Origin of the sequence: Brevundimonas sp. GW460-12-10-14-LB2, from assembly GCF_001636925.1 — a bacterium.
Taxonomy (GTDB): Bacteria; Pseudomonadota; Alphaproteobacteria; order Caulobacterales; family Caulobacteraceae; genus Brevundimonas; species Brevundimonas vesicularis.
The window spans coordinates 2,267,768-2,285,624 of record NZ_CP015511.1 but is presented as its reverse complement, the minus strand read 5'-3'; the positions used below and the strand labels follow the sequence as shown (position 1 = coordinate 2,285,624).

General features: G+C 69.4%; 15 protein-coding genes. 6 read left to right on the top strand and 9 right to left on the bottom strand.

Annotation, left to right across the window (positions count from 1 at the left end; genetic code table 11):
• Positions 1–46: 46 nt before the first annotated feature.
• Genes trpB through accD form a run of 4 tightly spaced genes read left to right on the top strand, consistent with a single transcriptional unit; the run spans position 47 to position 3,453 of the window.
• Entirely contained in the window at positions 47–1,249 is a 1,203-nt protein-coding gene (gene trpB / locus A4249_RS11330; protein ID WP_442854500.1) for a tryptophan synthase subunit beta, read from the top strand.
• Entirely contained in the window at positions 1,246–1,713 is a 468-nt protein-coding gene (locus tag A4249_RS11325) for a hypothetical protein (RefSeq protein ID WP_066552695.1), read from the top strand. The genes trpB and A4249_RS11325 overlap by 4 nt, the downstream gene beginning before the upstream one ends.
• On the top strand, positions 1,710–2,552 hold the full coding sequence (gene trpA, locus A4249_RS11320) for a tryptophan synthase subunit alpha (protein ID WP_066555120.1): 843 nt from the start codon (positions 1,710–1,712) through the stop codon (positions 2,550–2,552). The genes A4249_RS11325 and trpA overlap by 4 nt, the downstream gene beginning before the upstream one ends.
• A gap of 10 nt (positions 2,553–2,562) precedes the next feature.
• Complete coding sequence (gene accD, locus A4249_RS11315) at positions 2,563–3,453, top strand: acetyl-CoA carboxylase, carboxyltransferase subunit beta (RefSeq protein ID WP_066552693.1); 891 nt, start codon at positions 2,563–2,565, stop codon at positions 3,451–3,453.
• Here accD and A4249_RS11310 read toward each other — a convergent pair.
• Positions 3,408–3,851: a DoxX family protein gene (locus A4249_RS11310; RefSeq protein WP_066552688.1), complete on the bottom strand. Its 444-nt coding sequence runs from the start codon at positions 3,849–3,851 to the stop codon at positions 3,408–3,410. The genes accD and A4249_RS11310 overlap by 46 nt on opposite strands.
• A gap of 36 nt (positions 3,852–3,887) precedes the next feature.
• Between A4249_RS11310 and A4249_RS11305 the strand changes: the two genes are divergently transcribed.
• Positions 3,888–5,174 (top strand): bifunctional folylpolyglutamate synthase/dihydrofolate synthase, encoded by a 1,287-nt coding sequence (locus A4249_RS11305; protein ID WP_066552687.1) that lies wholly within the window; start codon positions 3,888–3,890, stop codon positions 5,172–5,174.
• A 124-nt stretch (positions 5,175–5,298) separates the two neighbouring features.
• Here A4249_RS11305 and A4249_RS11300 read toward each other — a convergent pair whose 3' ends face one another.
• The 8 genes from A4249_RS11300 to A4249_RS11265 form a co-directional block, all read right to left on the bottom strand.
• Entirely contained in the window at positions 5,299–5,484 is a 186-nt protein-coding gene (locus A4249_RS11300) for a hypothetical protein (RefSeq protein ID WP_066552684.1), read from the bottom strand.
• A 72-nt stretch (positions 5,485–5,556) separates the two neighbouring features.
• Complete coding sequence (trxA, locus tag A4249_RS11295) at positions 5,557–5,886, bottom strand: thioredoxin (protein ID WP_017506226.1); 330 nt, start codon at positions 5,884–5,886, stop codon at positions 5,557–5,559.
• A 116-nt stretch (positions 5,887–6,002) separates the two neighbouring features.
• Complete coding sequence (gene addA / locus A4249_RS11290; RefSeq protein ID WP_066552682.1) at positions 6,003–9,431, bottom strand: double-strand break repair helicase AddA; 3,429 nt, start codon at positions 9,429–9,431, stop codon at positions 6,003–6,005.
• Entirely contained in the window at positions 9,428–12,481 is a 3,054-nt protein-coding gene (gene addB, locus A4249_RS11285; RefSeq protein ID WP_066552681.1) for a double-strand break repair protein AddB, read from the bottom strand. Before addB ends, addA begins: the two co-directional genes overlap by 4 nt.
• Positions 12,478–13,188, bottom strand: coding sequence for an N-acetylmuramate alpha-1-phosphate uridylyltransferase MurU (gene murU, locus A4249_RS11280; RefSeq protein ID WP_066555115.1), 711 nt, complete (start codon positions 13,186–13,188; stop codon positions 12,478–12,480). The genes addB and murU overlap by 4 nt, the downstream gene beginning before the upstream one ends.
• A 29-nt stretch (positions 13,189–13,217) precedes the next feature.
• Positions 13,218–14,309, bottom strand: coding sequence for an N-acetylmuramate/N-acetylglucosamine kinase AmgK (gene amgK, locus A4249_RS11275; RefSeq protein WP_066552679.1), 1,092 nt, complete (start codon positions 14,307–14,309; stop codon positions 13,218–13,220).
• The gene (tsaE, locus tag A4249_RS11270) at positions 14,302–14,760 is read right to left on the bottom strand and encodes a tRNA (adenosine(37)-N6)-threonylcarbamoyltransferase complex ATPase subunit type 1 TsaE (protein ID WP_066552678.1); all 459 of its coding nucleotides are present in this window, start codon (positions 14,758–14,760) and stop codon (positions 14,302–14,304) included. Before tsaE ends, amgK begins: the two co-directional genes overlap by 8 nt.
• Positions 14,757–15,611, bottom strand: a complete 855-nt coding sequence (locus tag A4249_RS11265; protein ID WP_066552676.1) for a GNAT family N-acetyltransferase — start codon at positions 15,609–15,611, stop codon at positions 14,757–14,759. Before A4249_RS11265 ends, tsaE begins: the two co-directional genes overlap by 4 nt.
• 115 nt (positions 15,612–15,726) lie before the next feature.
• Between A4249_RS11265 and A4249_RS11260 the strand changes: the two genes are divergently transcribed.
• Positions 15,727–17,826 (top strand): S9 family peptidase, encoded by a 2,100-nt coding sequence (locus A4249_RS11260; RefSeq protein ID WP_066552674.1) that lies wholly within the window; start codon positions 15,727–15,729, stop codon positions 17,824–17,826.
• Positions 17,827–17,857 lie beyond the last annotated feature (31 nt).

Below are 17,857 nucleotides of genomic sequence, written 5' to 3'. Positions count from 1 at the left end.
CGTGAACGCCCAGACCCCCATTCAAGCCGCCGCTTCCACCCAGCCGCTGTCGAACGCCTACGCCTGGCCGGACGCGCAGGGTCGCTTCGGTCCGTATGGCGGTCAGTTTGTGGCCGAGACCCTGATGCCGCTGATCCACGAGCTGGACGCGGCCTACAAGGCGGCCAAGGCGGACCCCAGTTTCCAGGCCGAGCTTGACGGTTATCTGGAGCATTACGTCGGTCGCGAAAGCCCGCTGTATTTCGCCGAGCGCCTGACCGAACATTTCGGCGGGGCCAACATCTGGTTGAAGCGCGAGGACCTGAACCACACGGGCGCGCACAAGATCAATAACTGTATGGGCCAGATCCTGCTGGCGCGCCGCATGGGCAAGACGCGCATCATCGCCGAGACCGGCGCGGGGCAACACGGCGTCGCCTCGGCGACCGTGTCGGCGCGCTTCGGCCTGCCCTGCACCGTCTATATGGGCGCGGTGGACGTGGAGCGGCAGCAGCCGAACGTGTTCCGCATGCGTCTGCTCGGTTCGGAAGTCTTCTCTGTCACGGCCGGGGCCGCGACCCTGAAGGACGCGATGAACGAGGCGATGCGCGACTGGGTCACCAACGTCTCGGACACCTATTACATCATCGGCACGGCGGCGGGTCCGCACCCCTATCCGGCCATGGTGCGCGATTTCCAGTCTGTAATCGGCAAGGAGATCAAGAGCCAGTCGATGGCCCGGATGGGCAGGCTGCCGGACGCCGTGGTCGCCTGCATCGGCGGCGGTTCGAACGCCATCGGCGCCTTCCACCCCTTCATCGAGGACGAGGGCGTGCGCCTGATCGGCGTCGAAGCGGCCGGCCATGGGCTGGATACACCGGATCATGCGGCCTCGCTTAAGGGCGGGCGGTCGGGCGTGCTGCACGGCAATCGGACCTATTTGCTTCAGGACGAAGACGGCAACATCGTCGAGGGGCACTCGATCTCGGCTGGTCTGGATTATCCGGGCATCGGGCCAGAACACGCCTGGTTGCACGACATCGGCCGGGCCGAATACCGCTCGGCGACAGACAATGAGGCGCTGGAAGCGTTCCAGCTGTGCTCCAAGTTGGAAGGCATCATTCCGGCGCTGGAGCCGGCCCACGCTCTGGCGCGGACGGGCGAAGTGGCGCGCGAAGTCGGCAAGGGCGGCGACGTCGTCCTGCTGATGTCGGGGCGCGGCGACAAGGACATCTTCCAGGTCGCCAAACATCTGGGAGTGAACCTGTGATCCGTACTCTTGTTGCGGCGACCGCCGTCCTGAGCCTGTCCGCCGCCGTTGCGCAGGCCCAAACGCCGGCCCCCGCTGCGCCGCAAGGCGGTCCGGCCGACGTCGGCCTGTTGCCGGGCGCGGAGCTGTCGCCCGATTGCGGCGGGCTGAACAATCTGACCGGGCGGGCCTGGTGCGTGACCGCGCAACTGGGCCAGATCGGCGCTCTGGCCGACGCCTATATCGCCGATCTGGAAACCAAGAACTGGCTGGCCGCCGGCGGCGACGACAACCGCGTCGTCTTCATCAAGCGCCGCGAGGCCGGCGGCTGCGACGGCATGCAGATGGTCGCCTTCTACGACACCACCAAGACCGCCGTCGCCGAACTGCCCGGCTATCTGGGCTTCGCCACCATTCCGGGCGACGTGTGCGCGGCTTCTGCGGCCGCGACACCGCCGGCCGCCGCCGGATCGCCGCAACAATGACCACCGCCCGTATCGACGCGCGCTTCAAGGCGCTAAAGGCCGAGGGCCGTGCGGCCTTCATTCCCTATGTGATGGGCGGCGATCCGTCGCGCGAAGAGGCGCTGGCGATCTTGAACGGCCTGCCGGCTGCGGGCGCGGACATCATCGAACTGGGCTTTCCGTTCAGCGATCCGATGGCCGAGGGGCCGCCGATCCAGCGGGCGGCGATCCGGGGCATGGCGGCGGGTTTCGGCCTGCGCTCGACCATGGATCTGGCCAAGGAATTCCGTAAGGGCGACGACGCCACGCCCATCGTGCTGATGGGCTATCTGAACCCGATCGAGAGCCTGGGCTATGACGCCTTCGCCGCCTATGCCGCCGACTGCGGCATCGACGGGCTGATCGTGGTGGACTGCCCGCCGGAAGAGGCCGGGCCTCTGATCGAGGCGCTGGACAAGGTTTCGATCTCGCTGATCCGCCTGGCGACGCCGACCTCGGATGACGAGCGGCTAAAGATCGTGGTCCAGGGCACGTCGGGCTTCGTCTATTATGTCGCCGTCGCGGGCGTGACGGGCGTCAAGGAAGCGAACGCGGATGTGGTGGCGCCGGCCGTAGAGCGGGTGCGCAAGGCCTCGGGCCTGCCGGTCGCGGTCGGCTTCGGGGTCAAGACGCCGGAACGGGCCGCCGAGATCGCCCGCGTCGCCGATGCGGTGGTCGTGGGCTCGGCCCTGGTGGACGAGGTGGCGGCGGCGCTGGAGGCGAACGAACCCGTCGCGGCGCGCGTTTTGGCCCGGGTGAAGGCGCTGGGCGATGCGGTTCGATCCGTCGCCGCTAGTGCTTCCGTGGCGGAAACCGTCTAAGAGCGCGCGGATGAACGACAAGACCAAGCCTCAGGAAAAGCGCGGCGGCTGGCTGAGCCGCTTTGCGCCCGGCGTCCGCAAGATCGTGTCGCGCCGCGACACCCCGGACAATCTCTGGGTCAAGGATCCCGACAGCGGCGAGATGCTGTATCGCTCGGACCTGGAGGCCGCCCTTTGGGTGACGCCGTCGGGCCGGCATATGCGCATCGATGCGCCGACCCGCCTGAAGGCCACCTTCGACGGCGGCGTCTTCCAGTCCATCGACACGCCGGACGTGCCGGAAGATCCGCTGAAATTCTCGGACGGCAAATCCTACAAGGATCGCCTGAATGCGGCGCGCAAGGCGGCGGGCCGCAAGGACACCATGGCCATCGGCTATGGTTCGGTCGGCGGTCAGGACGCGGTCGTGATCGTCCAGGACTTCACCTTCATGGGCGGGTCGCTGGGCATGGCGGCGGGCGAGGCCTTCATCAAGGCGGCGCGCGAGGCGGTGAGCCGCAAGGTTCCGCTGGTCTGTTTCACCGCCGCCGGCGGCGCGCGGATGCAGGAGGGCGCCCTGTCGCTGATGCAGATGGCGCGCACCACCTTGGCCGTTGAAGAGCTGAAGGATGCCAGACTGCCTTACGCCGTGGTCCTGACGGACCCGACGACGGGCGGGGTGACGGCCTCCTACGCCATGCTGGGCGACGTCCACATCGCCGAGCCGGGCGCCCTGATCGGCTTCGCCGGACCGCGTGTGATCGAGGCGACCATCCGCGAGAAGCTGCCGCCCGGCTTCCAGCGCGCCGAATATCTGCAGGAAAAGGGCATGGTGGACCGGGTCGTGACCCGCGCCGACCTGCCGCGCACCCTGGGTCAGATCCTGTCCATTCTGATGGGCGGCACGCGCGCCGCCGCCTGAGACCGCCTGAAGGGCCAGTCGATCGCGGTCGAGGCCCACAGGCACCACCACACGATGACCGGCTGAAACAGCAGGCGCGGGCCGTGATAGGCCCAGCCTAACCCTGCGCCCGACGTCATAAAGTTCACGGCATGCTGGATGTTGGCCGGGTAGACGCAGACGGCGTAGGCGGCCAGCGCCCAGCCAGCGGCGACCCGTAGGCGCGGGATCGTCAGACCCGCCGCTCCCAGCAGTTCGGCGATCCCCGTCAGGGCCACGACCAGGGCCGGCTGCGGAATCCACGCCGGCGTGATCCGCGCGAAGGGGCCGGGGACCATCAGATGCAGCACGCCCGCGCCCAGGAAGACGGCCGCGAGGACGAGGCGCGCCGCGGTTCTGATCTGCGGCCTGGAAGTCATGTCGCGGTTCTCGAAATCAGGGGGTAAAGGAGGCGGATGGATCCCGTCTCCGAACGACTACGCGCGCGCCACCCCCAGCGGATCGACCTTTCGTTGGAAAGAATGCGCGTGCTGTGCGCGGCCCTTGGCGATCCGCAGCACAAGCTTCCGCCGGTGATCCATGTGGCGGGCACCAACGGCAAGGGATCGACCGTGGCCCTGATCCGCGCCATCGCCGAGGCGGCGGGGCTGAAGGTGCACGCCTACACCTCGCCCCATCTGGTCCGGTTCAACGAGCGGATCCGACTAGCCGGAACGCTGATCGAGGACGATCATCTGAACGCGATCCTGGACCGGATCGAGGCGGTCATGGCCGAGACGGACAGCGAGGCCACGGTATTCGAAAGCACCACCGCCGCCGCCTTTCTGGCCATGTCCGAGACGCCCGCCGACCTGGCCATCATCGAAGTGGGTCTGGGCGGGGTGCTGGACGCGACCAATGTGATCGAGCTGCCGCTGCTCAGCGTTATCGCCCCGGTCGATTACGACCATGCGGAGTTCCTGGGCACGGACCTGGCCGCCATCGCATCGGAAAAGGCGGGAGTGCTGAAGGCCGGGGCGCCGGCCGTGATCGCGCGACAGAAGGAAGAGGCGATGGACGCCATTGAACGGCGCGCCGCCGACGTCCACGCGCGGCTGAACGTGCTGGGGGTCGACTTCGACGCCTGGGCAGAGCGGGGCGGCCTGGCGTTCCAGACGGCCGAACTGTTCATGGACCTGCCGGCGCCGGCCCTGGCGGGCGCGCACCAGATCGACAATGCGGCCCTGGCCGTGGCGGCGGCGGTCGAACTGGACCTGCCCGAGGCTGCGATCGCCGAGGGGCTGAAGCGCGTGCGTTGGCCCGCCCGGCTTCAGAGGGTTTCGGCGGGTCCATACGGCGCTGCGGCCAAGGCGGCGGAGGCGGAGCTGTGGCTGGACGGGGGGCACAATCCTCACGCGGCGCGGGCGCTGGCGGCGTTTCTGGCTGAGCGTCAGGCGCGGGCGCCGCGTCCCCTGGCCCTGATCTGCGGCATGTTGAACAACAAGGACGCGGGCGGTTTCTTCGCTGCGCTGAAGGACAGTCAGGCGACGGTATTCACCGTCGGCTTCGACGGCGCGGCGGCAGAGCCTGCGGCCCTGGCGGCCGTGGCGCGCGGGCATGGGCTGGCGGCGACCCCGGCGGGATCGGTGGGCGAGGCGCTGGATTTGGCGCTACGCCTGGGCGCGGGCCGGGTCGCCATCTGCGGATCGCTGTATCTGGCCGGCGAGGTCCTGGGCGCCAGCGAGGAAACCTGGCCGGTCTAGAGCCTGATCGGTTGAGATGGAATCGCTTCGCGATTTCATCGATGCCGTGAATCAGGCTCCAGAGTCATGCTGGACCGAACTCTGGGTTCGGATGGACTGCGTCCGACCAAACCCAGAGTTCGGTCTAGCGCGTCATCCAGGGCTTGGACTTGCCGGCGGCGATGCGGGCGGCCTGTTCGCGCTGGAATCGACCGCCGCGCGGCGGCTTGGCGCGCGCATCCAGCCGGGCGTTCTTCAGTCGCAGGGCCTTCTGGACCGGGGTCTCGCCGGGAATGTCGTCAGCCGGGTTCGGGGTGTCTTCGTCGCTCATGGCGCCATCCTAGCATGAAAAACGCCCGCCGGTCGGACCGGCGGGCGCTTGATCTGACAGGGCCGAAAAGGCTTAGGCCTTGACGCCGGCCTCGGCCAGCCATTCGACGATCTTGCCCTTGGGCATGGCGCCGACCTTCATCGAAGCCATCTGGCCGTCCTTGAACAGCATAAGGGTCGGAATGCCCTTCACGCCCAGCTTGGACGGAGTCATGGGGCTGTCGTCGATGTTGATCTTGGCCACGGTGACCTGACCGCCCAATTCGTCTGCGATCTGTTCCAGCGCCGGGCCGATCTGTTTGCAGGGGCCGCACCATTCGGCCCAGAAGTCGACCAGGACCGGGGTCGAGGATTTCAGGACGTCGGCGTCAAAGCTTTCGTCGGTAACTTTTACAGTCGCCATGAATGGCTCCTTGGGCGCTATCGCTCGGCGCGCGGCGCCTCGCTGCTTGAGCGCAGGTTGATGTTGGCCGGAGCGTCCGGGTTCGGTCGCAGATGTGGGAGCGAATCGCGGGCAATTCAACTGCTGGCGAGCGCCGCCGCCAGCAGGGTTTCCGGAATGGGCATCAGCTTGGGTCCGTCGGTCCAGACCAGGGCGGCCTCGACCGAGCGATCGGGATAGAGGCGCTTCAGCACGGCGACATAGACGGCGGCCTGCAGCACATAGGCGGGATCGACCGCCTCGACGGCGTCTGGCGCAGGGCGGTTGGTCTTGTAATCGACGACCAGAACCTTCTCGGGCGTGACCACCAGCCGGTCGATGCGGCCGTTGATGGCGACGCCGGGCGGCAGGTCGGGCGCTGATCCCGTCAGGGCCACCTCGGCGCGGGAGCCGGGACCGAAGACGGGGGCGAAACGGGCGTCGTCCAGCACAGAGAAGGCGGCGGCGATCATCTCGGCGCGCTGGGCCTCGTCCAGATCGGTCTCGCGGGCCAGCAGGCGTCGGGCGGCATCGGGGCGGTCGGCGGGCGCGATCTCGGGCAAGCGTTCCAGCAGCCGGTGGACCAGGTCTCCGCGCCGGAACCGCCCCAGCGATGCCCCGCCGGCCGCGCGGTTGGCCAAAGGCGAGGGGGCGGGGATGCGGATCGCGCCGCCCTCCATCCGCGACGGCGAGGCGAAGCGGGCGGCGGCGTCGGCCGGCGGCGGCGAGGCGGCCCAAGAGGGCAGGGCGGCGGCGAGCCGGATTTCATCGACGGCGACCGGGCGACGCTCGGGGTCGACGCCATAGCGACGCACGCCGTTTTCGACTTCGCGCACCTGATCGCCCAAGCGGTCGAAGGTTTCCTCGAGGATCGACCACCAACTGCCGGCCTCGGCCCCCCGGCTTGAGGCGCGACCCATGACGATGACGCGGTCGCGCGCGCGGGTCAGGGCGACATAGAGCAGGCGCAGGGTCTCGTCGTCGGTGCGGGCCTGGCGCGCGGCGCGGGCGTCGGCCGAGGCCTGGCAGTCGTCCTTCGCCGAGCCGGGCGCCATCAGCCAGGCCCCGCCTTCGCCCTCCGGCGTGACCGCAGGCATCAGGGACGGACCTTGCGCCTTCGCCTTCATGGTGGTGTCGGGCAGAATGACGATGGGCGCCTCCAGACCCTTGGCGCCGTGGACGGTCATGACGCGGACCTCGCCGCGCGCGCCCTCCAGTTCGCGCTTCACCTCGACGTCTGCGGCCTCCAACTGGGCCAGACAGGTCTCCAGATCGATCGCGCCCCGATTTTCGGCGGCCAGCACCTGGTTCAGGGTTTCGTCGATGGCTTCTTCCGCCTCGCGCCCCAGCCGGGCCAGGATGCGGGCGCGGCCGGAACGGCCGGTGGCGTCCACCCGGTTCAGGGCCTGGGAGAAGAAGGCGAAGGGATCGCCGCCGCGCGCGCCGATGGCGGCCTGCAGCGCATCACGCGCGCGGGTCCATTCGGGGCGTTCGTGCGCCCGGTCGCGCAGGTCGCGCCACAGCTGGCCGGCCTTGCGGTTTTCGCGCCCGGCCAGCGCATACAGGCCGTCCTCGTCCACATCGCACAGCGGGCTGCGCAGCACCTCGGCCAGGGACAGGTCGTCGTCGGGGAAGAGGGCGAAACGCGCCAGCGAGATCAGGTCGTCGAAGACGATATGGCTGGACAGCTTCAGCCGGTCCGCCCCGGCGACGGGCAGCCCTTCCGTCTTCAGCGCCCGAATGATCTCTTCAAAGGTCGCGTCGCGGCGGCGGACCAGGACGATGTAGTCGCCATAGCCGGCGGGGCGCAGGTCGCGGGTGCTGCGATCGAAGACGGCGACGCCGCTTTCGACCTGACGGCGGATCTCGCGGGCCAGGTCGCGGGCCAGGCGTTTTCTGGCGCTGCCGGCCCCTTCCTGATCGACCGGATCGTCCCAGGCGTCGGTTTCTGGCGCGGGCTCGTCAAGGAACAGGGGCCACAGGTCGATGGCGCCGTGCTGGCCGATGCGGGCGGGCAGGTGTCGGGCGATATCGCCCTGCGGGCCGGTCAGGGCGCGAGTGCGGTCGGGGTCGGCGAAGACGGCGTCCACGAAAGCCAGCACCTCTTCGGTCGAGCGGTAGGAGGTGTTCAGTTCCGGCCCGGCGAACGGTTCGCCGGCGCCCTCGGCCAGAGCGAGGAAGGCGCCGCGTTCCTGGCGCAGCCGTTCGGGTCGGGCGCCCTGGAACGAGTAGATCGACTGTTTCTCGTCGCCGACGGCGAAGACGGTGCGGCCGGACTTTTCGCCGGAGTAGAACTCGCCGGTCAGGGCGCGCACGATGGCCCATTGTTCGGGGGCGGTGTCCTGGGCCTCGTCAATCAGGACGTGATCGACCCCGCCGTCCAGCTTGTACAGCACCCAGGCGGCGGCCCCGCTTTGGGTCAGCAGGGCGGCGGCCCGCGCGACCAGATCGGGGAAGTCCAACGCCCCGCGCTGGGCCTTGGCCGCTTCGTAAAAGGCGGCGTGGGCGCGGGCCAGGGTCAGGACCTTGACCGTATCGTCGGCGACCTTGGCCTTGCGCAGGGCTTCGCGCGTGGCGAGGAACTTGGCCTGGAGGTCCAGCAGCCAGCCGACCGCGCCCTGCGGCGCCGACTTGGTGCCCATGCTCTTTCGCGGTTCGCCCGCCTGGGTGCAGAAGACGCCGGCCAAGGCCGCGAACCCGGCGTAGGGCGGAGCGGCGACGCTCATGGCGTCGGCGATCTTCTTGTCATTGGCCGAGCCGGTTTCCATGGCCTCGGCCATGCGGTTCCATTCGGCGCAGTCGATCCAGGCGATAAAGTCCTGTTCAAGATCCTCCGGGCTGCGGTCGCGCTCGGCGCCGGTCAGGGCCCAGGGATCGGGCGCGGTCCCGGCCTCGGCGCGGTCGATATAGTCCAGCAGGTCGGCGCGTTTGGCCTCGATCATCGACAGCAGGGCCTGGAATCGCTGCCAGTCCAGTTCGACGGCGAAATGGCTGTAGGCCTGGCCGATGGGGCCGTCCGGATCGGCGACGGCGGCGCGGGCCAGGTCCTCGCGCGCGGCGTGGCTGAGGGCGGTCGCGGCCTGGTCTTCCAGCACGGTGAAGCGGGGCGAGACCCCGGCCTCCAGCGGGAACCGGCGCAGCAGTTTTTCGCAGAAGGCGTGGATGGTCTGAATCTTCAGGCCGCCCGGCGTCTCCAGCGCGCGGGCGAACAGCTTGCGCGCGCGGGACAGGGCTTGGCCGTCGAGAGTTTTTGGGTCGCCGTCGTCCAGTTTCGCGACCTTTTTGGACAGCTCTTCGTCGTCCAGCACGGCCCAGCCGCCCAGTTGGTCGAACAACCGGGCCTGCATCTCGGCGGCGGCGGCCTTGGTGTAGGTGACGCACAGGATGGCGCCGGGATCGACCTGGTCCAAGAGCAGTCGCGCCACCCGGTTGACCAGTGTGGTGGTCTTGCCCGAACCGGCGTTGGCGGTGACGAAGACGGTCAGGCGCGGATCGGCCGCGATGATCTGAGGGGAGGGGGCGGTCATTCGCTGTCCTCGCCGTCGCCGATCACCGACCATTCCCAGACGCGGGCCAGATGGTCGTAGTTGCCGCCCTGATTGCCCATGAACTGAGGCGCGGCCCAAGAGACGTAAGGCGTGTTCTCGTCGTCGAAACGAGCGACCCGGCGCTTCAGCCCCTCCAGCGCCGCCTGGGCCAGGTCGGCGGCCTCAAGACCCGAGGCGCGGGTGACGACTTCGCCCGCCGTTTTTCGCCCGACCACGCGGACATAGGTGAGTTCGTCGGGCGTGACCGGGCCGTTGGTGTCCTTGAACCCGCCGTCGGCCAGGATGGCGGCGGTCAGGGTCAGTTGCGGCGCGAAGCCGGACTTGACCTGTTTGGCGGACGGCGCCGCCCCGGTCTTGAAGTCCATGACCGCCGCGCCGTCGGACGCCAGTTCGATCCGGTCGGCGAAGGCCTTGACGGTGAAGGGGCCAGCGGGGGCGTCGAAGATCATCGTCCCCTGCTGTTCCACCAGGATATCGACGCCGCGCGCCCGACGCCGGCGCTCGAACTCGGTCAGCCAGCGGGCGCAGTTGCGGGCCAGCGGCGCCTCGCGGGCCATGGCCGCATCCTCGAAGCCGCGTGCGCCCAGTTCGCGCAGCAGATGGTCATGTAGGATGGCCTCGCAGTCGTCAGGCAGGTCGTTCGGCCAGTCCAGCGTCAGCCGCTCGATGGCGGCGTGGACGGCGTTGCCCCGCGCCAGCGCTTCGGCGGATGCGCCGGGCCGCTCCATCGCCTCCAGCCCCAGCACCCACAGGGCGTAGATGGCGTAAGGGTCGCGCACCCAGCGTTCGATGCGGGTGACATACAGGCTGCGCGGACGGCGATGCACCGGCGGGCGCGGCTCCGGCCGTTTGGCGAACCGGGGCGGGCCGGGCGGGGGCGCGTCCAGGGCGCGGGCCCAGTCAAGCACGGTCGTGGGACGCGGCAACGCCACGCCGGCCCCGCGCGTCAACATCTCAAGCCGCCACAGCCAGCGCGAGCGGACGGCGGGCTGTCCGCCGCGCCGCTCGCTGTGGATCAGGATGACCTCGTCGGCGCAGGCGGCCTGGACGAAATCCTGCGCCGTCTGGCCCAGGCGACGTTCGGGCGGCGGCAGGCCCAGGGCCTTGCGCATCGGGCGCGACAGGAAGGGATCGGTCGGGGCCGCCTGGGGCCAGACGCCCTCCTCCAGCCCGGCCAGGATCATCCGGTCCGCGCGCACCAGACGCGCCTCGATGGCCCCTAGAATGCGCAGCGACGGATGGGTGGCCCCGCCGGTCCGCACGACGTTTTCCTTGATCAAGGATGTAACCAGTTCGGCCAGTTCCCCGCGGCGGATGCGGCCCAACGACGCCCCGCCCTCGATCAGGCCGGACAACAGGGCGGCGGCGGCCTCGCCGTCGGGGCCGGCCCAGGCGTTCTGGCCGGCCAGGGTTTCGATCAGCCGGGTCAGGGCCGAGGCGGCGACGTTCAGATCCGCGTCGGGGGTGAAAACGGCGGTCGCGGCTTCGACTGCGGCCTGAAGCTGATCGACCAAACGGGTCGCGCCCGACAGCCTGGCCTGCTTCCATTCCGGCGGCGCCTTGCCGCGCCGGTCGGGCTGGACCGCCTCCAGCAGGCGGCGGTGGATGGCGGCGAAGTCGCGCGGGCGGGGACCGCGCAGGGCGTGTTCCTCCAGCGCGGCGACGGCGGCGGCCTGAGGAGCGTCGCCCAGATCGAACCGGACCAGCGGATGTTTGACCACGGCGAGCAGCAGATGGGGCTGGACCGGATCGGCGATCCAGCGCGCGCACAGATCGACCAGGGCGCCGGCGGGCAGGCGCGACAGGGGGGCGCCGGCGGACGAATCGGGGATGACCCCCCAACGCTCCAGCCGGGCGGCGACGCGGCGGCCCAGGGCCTGATCCGGCGTGACCAGGGCGCAGGTCTTGCCCGGCGTTCCCAACGTCTCGCGCATCATCAGGGCGATGGCGGCGGCGGCCTCTTCCTCCGCGCGGACGGACAGAAGGGACAGGCCCTGCAAGCCCTCGGCGATCGGATCACGCGCCTCGCTGCGCGCAGCGGCGGCCGAGCGGATGTCGCGGATGGCGCGGCGCCAGTCGTCGGTGGCCTCGGCGGGTCGCAGCGCCTCGTTGACCAGCCGCTGGCGCGCCAATCCGCGCGCCTCGACGGCCGCAGGAACGGCGGGACGAAACCAGGGGCGGACGCTTTCGCGCACGATGTCGCAGCGGTCCAGCAGCCGCTTCATCGCGCTTTGCGGATGTTGTTCGTCCAGCCGGTCCCAGACGCCGGCGTCCAGATCCAGGTCGAGGCCGGGCAGGACGACGCAGCCCAGCGGCGCCCTGGCCACGGCCTTCAGCACGTCGCCGGCGGCGGGAACCGTGCCGGTCGAGCCGGCGGCGATGACGGGCTGGCGCGGCGGCTCGCGGTCCCACAGCTCGGCGAGGCGGCGCAGCAGGGTCGCGCGACGCCAGGCCGGATCGACCAGACCCAGTTCGGCCAGACGCTTCGGCCAGGCCTCGACCGCCAGACCCAGAAACTCGGCCGACCGTTCCCAGTGTTCGGCCATTTCGCCGTCGACCAGGGTCGCGATCCGCTCGGGGTTCTGAATCTCTTCCAGTTGGCAGGAATCGAGGAAGCCGCCCAGCGCGTCGGCCAGGTCCAGCGCGCGCATCGGGCTCAGGGACGCATCGAACTGTTCGACGATCATCCGCGCCATCTCGAACCGGCGGGTCAGGGCGGGGATGGCGGGCGGCAGGTCCAGACCCAGGGCGCCGGGCGTAAACGGCGGCTCGTCCTCCTCCAGATCGCCTAGCGGCCGCACCTGAGGCAGCAGAACGGGGCGACCCTGCGACAGCTTGGAGAGGGCGCCGGTGAAGGCGCGCGCCGCCCGGCGGTTGGGCAACAGGATGGTGGCGTCCGACAGGGTTTCGGGCGGCAGATCGCCCAGCCAGGCCAGGACGCCGGCGGCCAGGTCTTCAAGGAACGGCCGGTGCGCGGGGATGGCGTACCAGCGCGGCGTGTCGCCGAGGAAGGGATCGAAGACGCTCACGCCTCTCCCGCCAGTTTCGCCTCGGCTTCATCCCGCGCCTGCGGGTCGCCGACGTGCATCCAGTCTCCGTCCAGGACACAGCCGAACAGACGTCCCTCAGCGGCGGAGTTGCGCCAAAGGGGGCTGAGGGAGAAGGGGCCGTCGGGGCCGCGATCTGCATAGCCCGGCCGGGTGATGTGGACGCCCATATAGGCGAACGGCGCGGACGGGGCGTCGCCACGGAAGGTCAGCTTTCCGTCGTCGGCCATGAAGAAATCGCCGTCGCCCTCAAAGCCGATGGAGCCTTCGCGGCGGGCCAGCAGCAGGGCGGCGTCCATCGTCTCAGGGTTCCACAGGCGGACGAGGTCGGCGAGGGCGTCGCCTCGGTCGATCCACACACTGTCGATATTGGCGACGAAGACGGGCTCCTCGCCCAGCAGGGCGTGAGCCTTCTTCAGCCCGCCGCCGGTCTCCAGCAGTTCGGCGCGTTCGTCGGAAATCAGGATTGCGGGGCCCCGATTTTTAGAATTTTGGCCGCGCGCCGCCAGATGCGCTTCCAGCCGGTCGGCGAACCAGTGGACATTCACTACCGCTTTTTCGACGCCGGCCTCCGCTAGACGGTTCAGCACATGGTCGATCAAGGCGCGGCCCTGCACCTCGACCAAGGCCTTGGGTCGGTCGTCGGTCAGGGGGCGCATGCGCGTGCCCAGGCCGGCGGCGAGCACCATTGCGGTCTTGGGGGCCGTCTTCGGAGCGGTCATGCGCGCACCTCGGCAGGAACGTGACGGTCGAACCAGCGGGCGACGGGCGCCAGGGCCGGCTGGTCCAGATTGGCGTTCAGGTGTCGCCACATGCGCGGCAGGAACTGGCGGTATCGCGGCTTGCCGTCGCGCGCGATCAGCCGGGCGAAGATACCGATGATCCGCGCCTCGTTCAGGGCGGCGAGGCCGGCGTAGTCGGCCATGAAGGCAGCGCGGTCCACGTCGGGACGCAGGGCGAAATAGCGGTCCAGAGCCTCGGCCTCCAGCGTAGGCGACACGTCGCGGCGAGCGTCCTGCAACAGAGAGTGCAGGTCCCACGAAGGGTGGGCGCGCACCGCGTCCTGGAAGTCGATCATGCCGACGCGGGCGGCGCCGTCGCGCTGGGGCAGCCAGATCAGGTTTTCCGCATGATAATCGCGGTGGGCCATGACCGAGGCCCCGGCCGCGCCGGAGGCGACAATGGGAGCCCAGGAAGCGCGCCAGTCGGCGATGGCGGCGGCGTCGAAGCTGACCCGATCGTCGAGCTTCGGCAACCATTCGACGAACAGATCGGCCCCGCCCTGAAGCGCCGTCTCGTCATAGGTCAGCAGGGGCCAATCGCCGCCGGGACCGTGCAGGGTTTCGGGCGGAGCGCCGGCCTCGTGCAGAACGGCCATGGCCTCGATGGCGGCCAGATAAAGCGGCGTCTCGTCGGCGCCGTCTTCGATCACGCGGGCGAACAGGTCGTCGCCGAAATCCTCCAGCACGGCCAGGCCGTTGGCGGCGTCCAGCGACGGGATTTCGGGGGCGGACAGGCCCAAGGACTTCAGATGGGCGGCGACGGCGGCGAAGGCCTCGATCCGGCCAGCGGACAGGCGGGCGACGGCGTTCCAGCCGGCGGCGTGACGCTGCTCGGGCGTCCAGCGCGGATCGCACGGCTGGCTTTCGGCGGCGGGCGCCTGATCCATCAGCATCAAGGTCGGACCGGTCGTCGGCGTCAGCCGCTCATACCGCCGCGTCGAGGCGTCGCCGGGCAGGGGCGCGCGCACGGCGTCGGCCAGGCCGGCGGCCTTCAGGAAGTCGAGACGGAGGGTTTCGCGGTCAGACATGCAGTTCCTTCAGCCCCGTTTCCCATCGGCCTACGCCGGAAACGGTCGCAAGGCGGCCGTCGCCCTGTTCGGAGATTTCGATAACCAGCTGATCCGGCCCCAGGAACCGGCCGGGATCGTCACCAAGACGCTCGGGCCATTCGATGACGGCGCACCCCTCGTCCAGAGCCTCGTCCAGGCCGATCTCGAACGCCTCTTCCGGTCGGGTCAGGCGATAGAGGTCGAAATGGGCGACCGGCGGGTCGCTTTCGTAGAACTGGACCAGGGTGAAGGTCGGGCTGGGCACGTCCTCGTCCGGCGTGGTCAGGGCGCGGATCAGGCCGCGCGCCAGGGTCGACTTGCCCATGCCCAGCGGACCGTAGAGCAGCAGACTGTCGCCCGCCGCCAGCAGGGGGGCGATGGCCTGGCCCAGGGCGGTGGTGGCCTCGGCGTCAGGTAGGGCGATCTTCATGGAAACACCGCGTCAGGATCGGCGGCCAGGGTGCGTTCGGTGAAGGTTTTCAACGCCTCGGTGGCCTTGGCCGCGTCCACGTCCAGCCGGTCTGCGGGAATGGGCAGGCCGACATCGACGCCGAACGGCTTGCCTTCCTTGTTCAGCAACTCGTGGAACAGGGTCACGTCGCGCAGCTCCTGCGAGACCTTGTCGAACAGATGGAACAGGCGGCTGTAGGGGCCGGTGACGTGCATGGGCACGACGGGCGCATCGTATTTACGCGCCATAGAGGCGGCGGTCGGGGCCCATTCGGGATCGGTCAGGACGCGGTTTTTCTCGCGCGCCAGACGGCCGGCGGGGAACATGACGACGCAGCGTTCGGCCTCGAACGCCTCCTTGGCGGCATTCAGGGTCGCGCGGGTCTTTTCGCGGGTGCGTTTGTCGTGGACCCATTCGACGGGGATGATGGTCTCGTCCAGCCGGGGCGAGACGCGGATGGCGTCGGCGTTGGCGAAGAAGATCATGTCGCTGCGCCGCTGCTTGATCGCGTCGAACACGGCGACCCCGTCGGCGATGCCGGTGGGGTGGTTGCAGACGACGACGCAGCGGCCGCTCGCCGGCAGACGGTCCAGGTTCATCGTTGTCACCTTCAGCCTCAGCAGGTCCGAGACGTAGCCGAAGGTCTCGGTCCCAGACAGGTCGCGGATGGCGTCGGCCATTCGCACCGCCGCCCCATAGCCCAGCACGCCGTAGAGCGCTGGCCGCACGACCGGCCACAGCGGCGAGGCGGTCAGGCGTGGCGCGCGTTCGGCGATCAGCACATCGACGATGTGGGGCTGACGGCGGGCGGGAAGGGTGGCGGCGGTCATGAAAGATCGCTTGTCGCCGGTTCGGTCGGAGGGGGCAAGATGCGCGGCGTCGTGGACGCTTGGCGATCGGACGGGCGGCCCCTATCACTGTCGAAAAGCTGTGGGGAATGAAGACATGACGCGTACACGCTGGATGGCGGCGGTCGCCTTTGGAAGCCTGATCCTGGCCGCTGCGCCGAGCTTCGCCCAGCAGACGTCGCCTACCGCTGCAGAGCCGCCGGCAGCCCAGCCCCAAGCTCAGCCGCGCGGCCTGTCGCTGAAGGATCTGGCGATGATGGAGCGGGTCAGCGAGCCGCGCATCTCGCCGAACGGCCGCCAGATCCTCTACGCCGTGCGCACCACCGACTGGGACGGCAACAAGGGCGTCAACAGCCTGTGGCTGGCCGACGTCGCCCCCGGTCAACATTCCGGCGAGCCGCGTAAGCTGGCGATCTCGGAAGGCGGCGCCTCGGGCGCGCGCTGGGCGCCGGACGGCGGGGCCATCTATTTCCTGTCGTCGCGGGGCGGATCGAACCAGGTCTGGCGCACGGATGCGGCCGGCATGGCGGCGGCCCAGGTGACGACCCTGCCTTTCGACGTCTCGGGCTTCCGCATCGCGCCGGACGGCAAGTCGCTGGTCCTGGCCGTCTCGGTCTTCATCGATTGCGACACCCTGGCCTGCACCAAGACGCGGCTGGATGCCCGGGGTAAATCGACGCTCCAGTCCTATGACCGTCTGCCGCTGCGCGACTTCGACCACTGGGTCGATACGCGCCGCACGCATCTGTTCGTCCAGCCGCTGAACGGGTCGGGTTTGAGTGGCGGCGAACCGCGCGATCTGATGGCGGGCCTGGACGCCGACGTCTCGGCGGGCGATTCCAGCTTCGACATTTCACCGGACGGCCGGACCCTGGTCTACGGCACGCAGACGCAAGGGGCGGGCGAAGCCTTCACCAACAATAGCGACGTCTTCCGCGTGACGCTCGGCGGCGGCGCGCCGGTCAATCTGACCGAAGCGAACAAGGGATCGGACGGCAATCCGGTCTTCTCTCCGAACGGTCGCCAGCTGGCCTGGCTGTCGGCGCCGCGCGAGAATGTCGGCGGGGATCAGGCGGCGGTCTGGGTGGCTGAGGCCGACGGCTCCGGCGCCAGGAAACTGACCGACTGGGATCGCGGCGCGGGCGGCCTGCAATGGCGAACTGATGGCCGGTCGCTGCTGGTCTCGGCGGCGGACGAGGGCCAGAACCGGCTGTTCTCGGTCGACGCCCGCACCGGCCGGATCACGCCCCTGACCGGAAACGGCACGGTCGGCGCCTATGAGGAGAAGGCCGGGGTCCTGGCCTATGCCCACGAAAGCTTCGTCGCCCCGACCCAGATCTTTGTTCAGACGCGCGGCGAACCCCGCCAGATCAGCCGCCAGAATGCCGAGGTGCTGGCGCAGATGGACCTGCCCAAGGGCGAGGCCTTCACCTTCGCCGGCTGGAACAATGAGCCGGTGCAGGGCTGGGTGTTCAAACCGGCGGGCGCGGTCGAGGGTCGGCGCTATCCGGCGGTCTATCTGATCCACGGCGGGCCGAAATCGCCCTGGACCGAAAACTGGTCCTACCGCTGGAATCCGCAGGTTTATACGGCCGCGGGCTATGCGGTGGTGATGATCAACTTCCACGGCTCGCCCGGTTACGGCCAGGCCTTCACCGACGCGATCAACGATCACTGGGGCGACCGGCCGTTGGAGGATCTGCAGAAGGGCTGGGCGGCGGCGCTATCGAACAATCCGTGGATCGACGGCGACCGGGCCTGTGCGCTGGGCGCCTCCTACGGCGGCTATATGGTCAATATGATCGCCGGAAAGTGGAATGGGCCGTGGCGCTGCCTGGTCAACCACGCCGGGGTTTTCGACGTGCCGCAGCTGATGAACGCCATGGATATCGGCAACTTCATCTGGGAGTTCGGAGGACCAAGCTGGGAGCGCAAGGCCGTCTATGACGCCTTCAACCCTGAGACCTACGCCGGTGATTGGAAGACGCCGATGCTGGTGCTGCATGGCTCCAAGGACTTCCGCGTGCCGATGGAGCAGGGGCTGGCGACCTTCTCGGCGCTTCAGCGTCAGGGCGTGCCCAGCCGCTTCGTCCATGTGCCGGACGAGAACCACTGGGTGCTGAAACCCCGGACCTGGGTCGACTGGCAGCAGGAAATCCTGGATTGGGTCGGTCGCTATACGGCGCCGGCGGGCTGAGCGACCCATTGACGCGCCTTGGCAGGGTGCT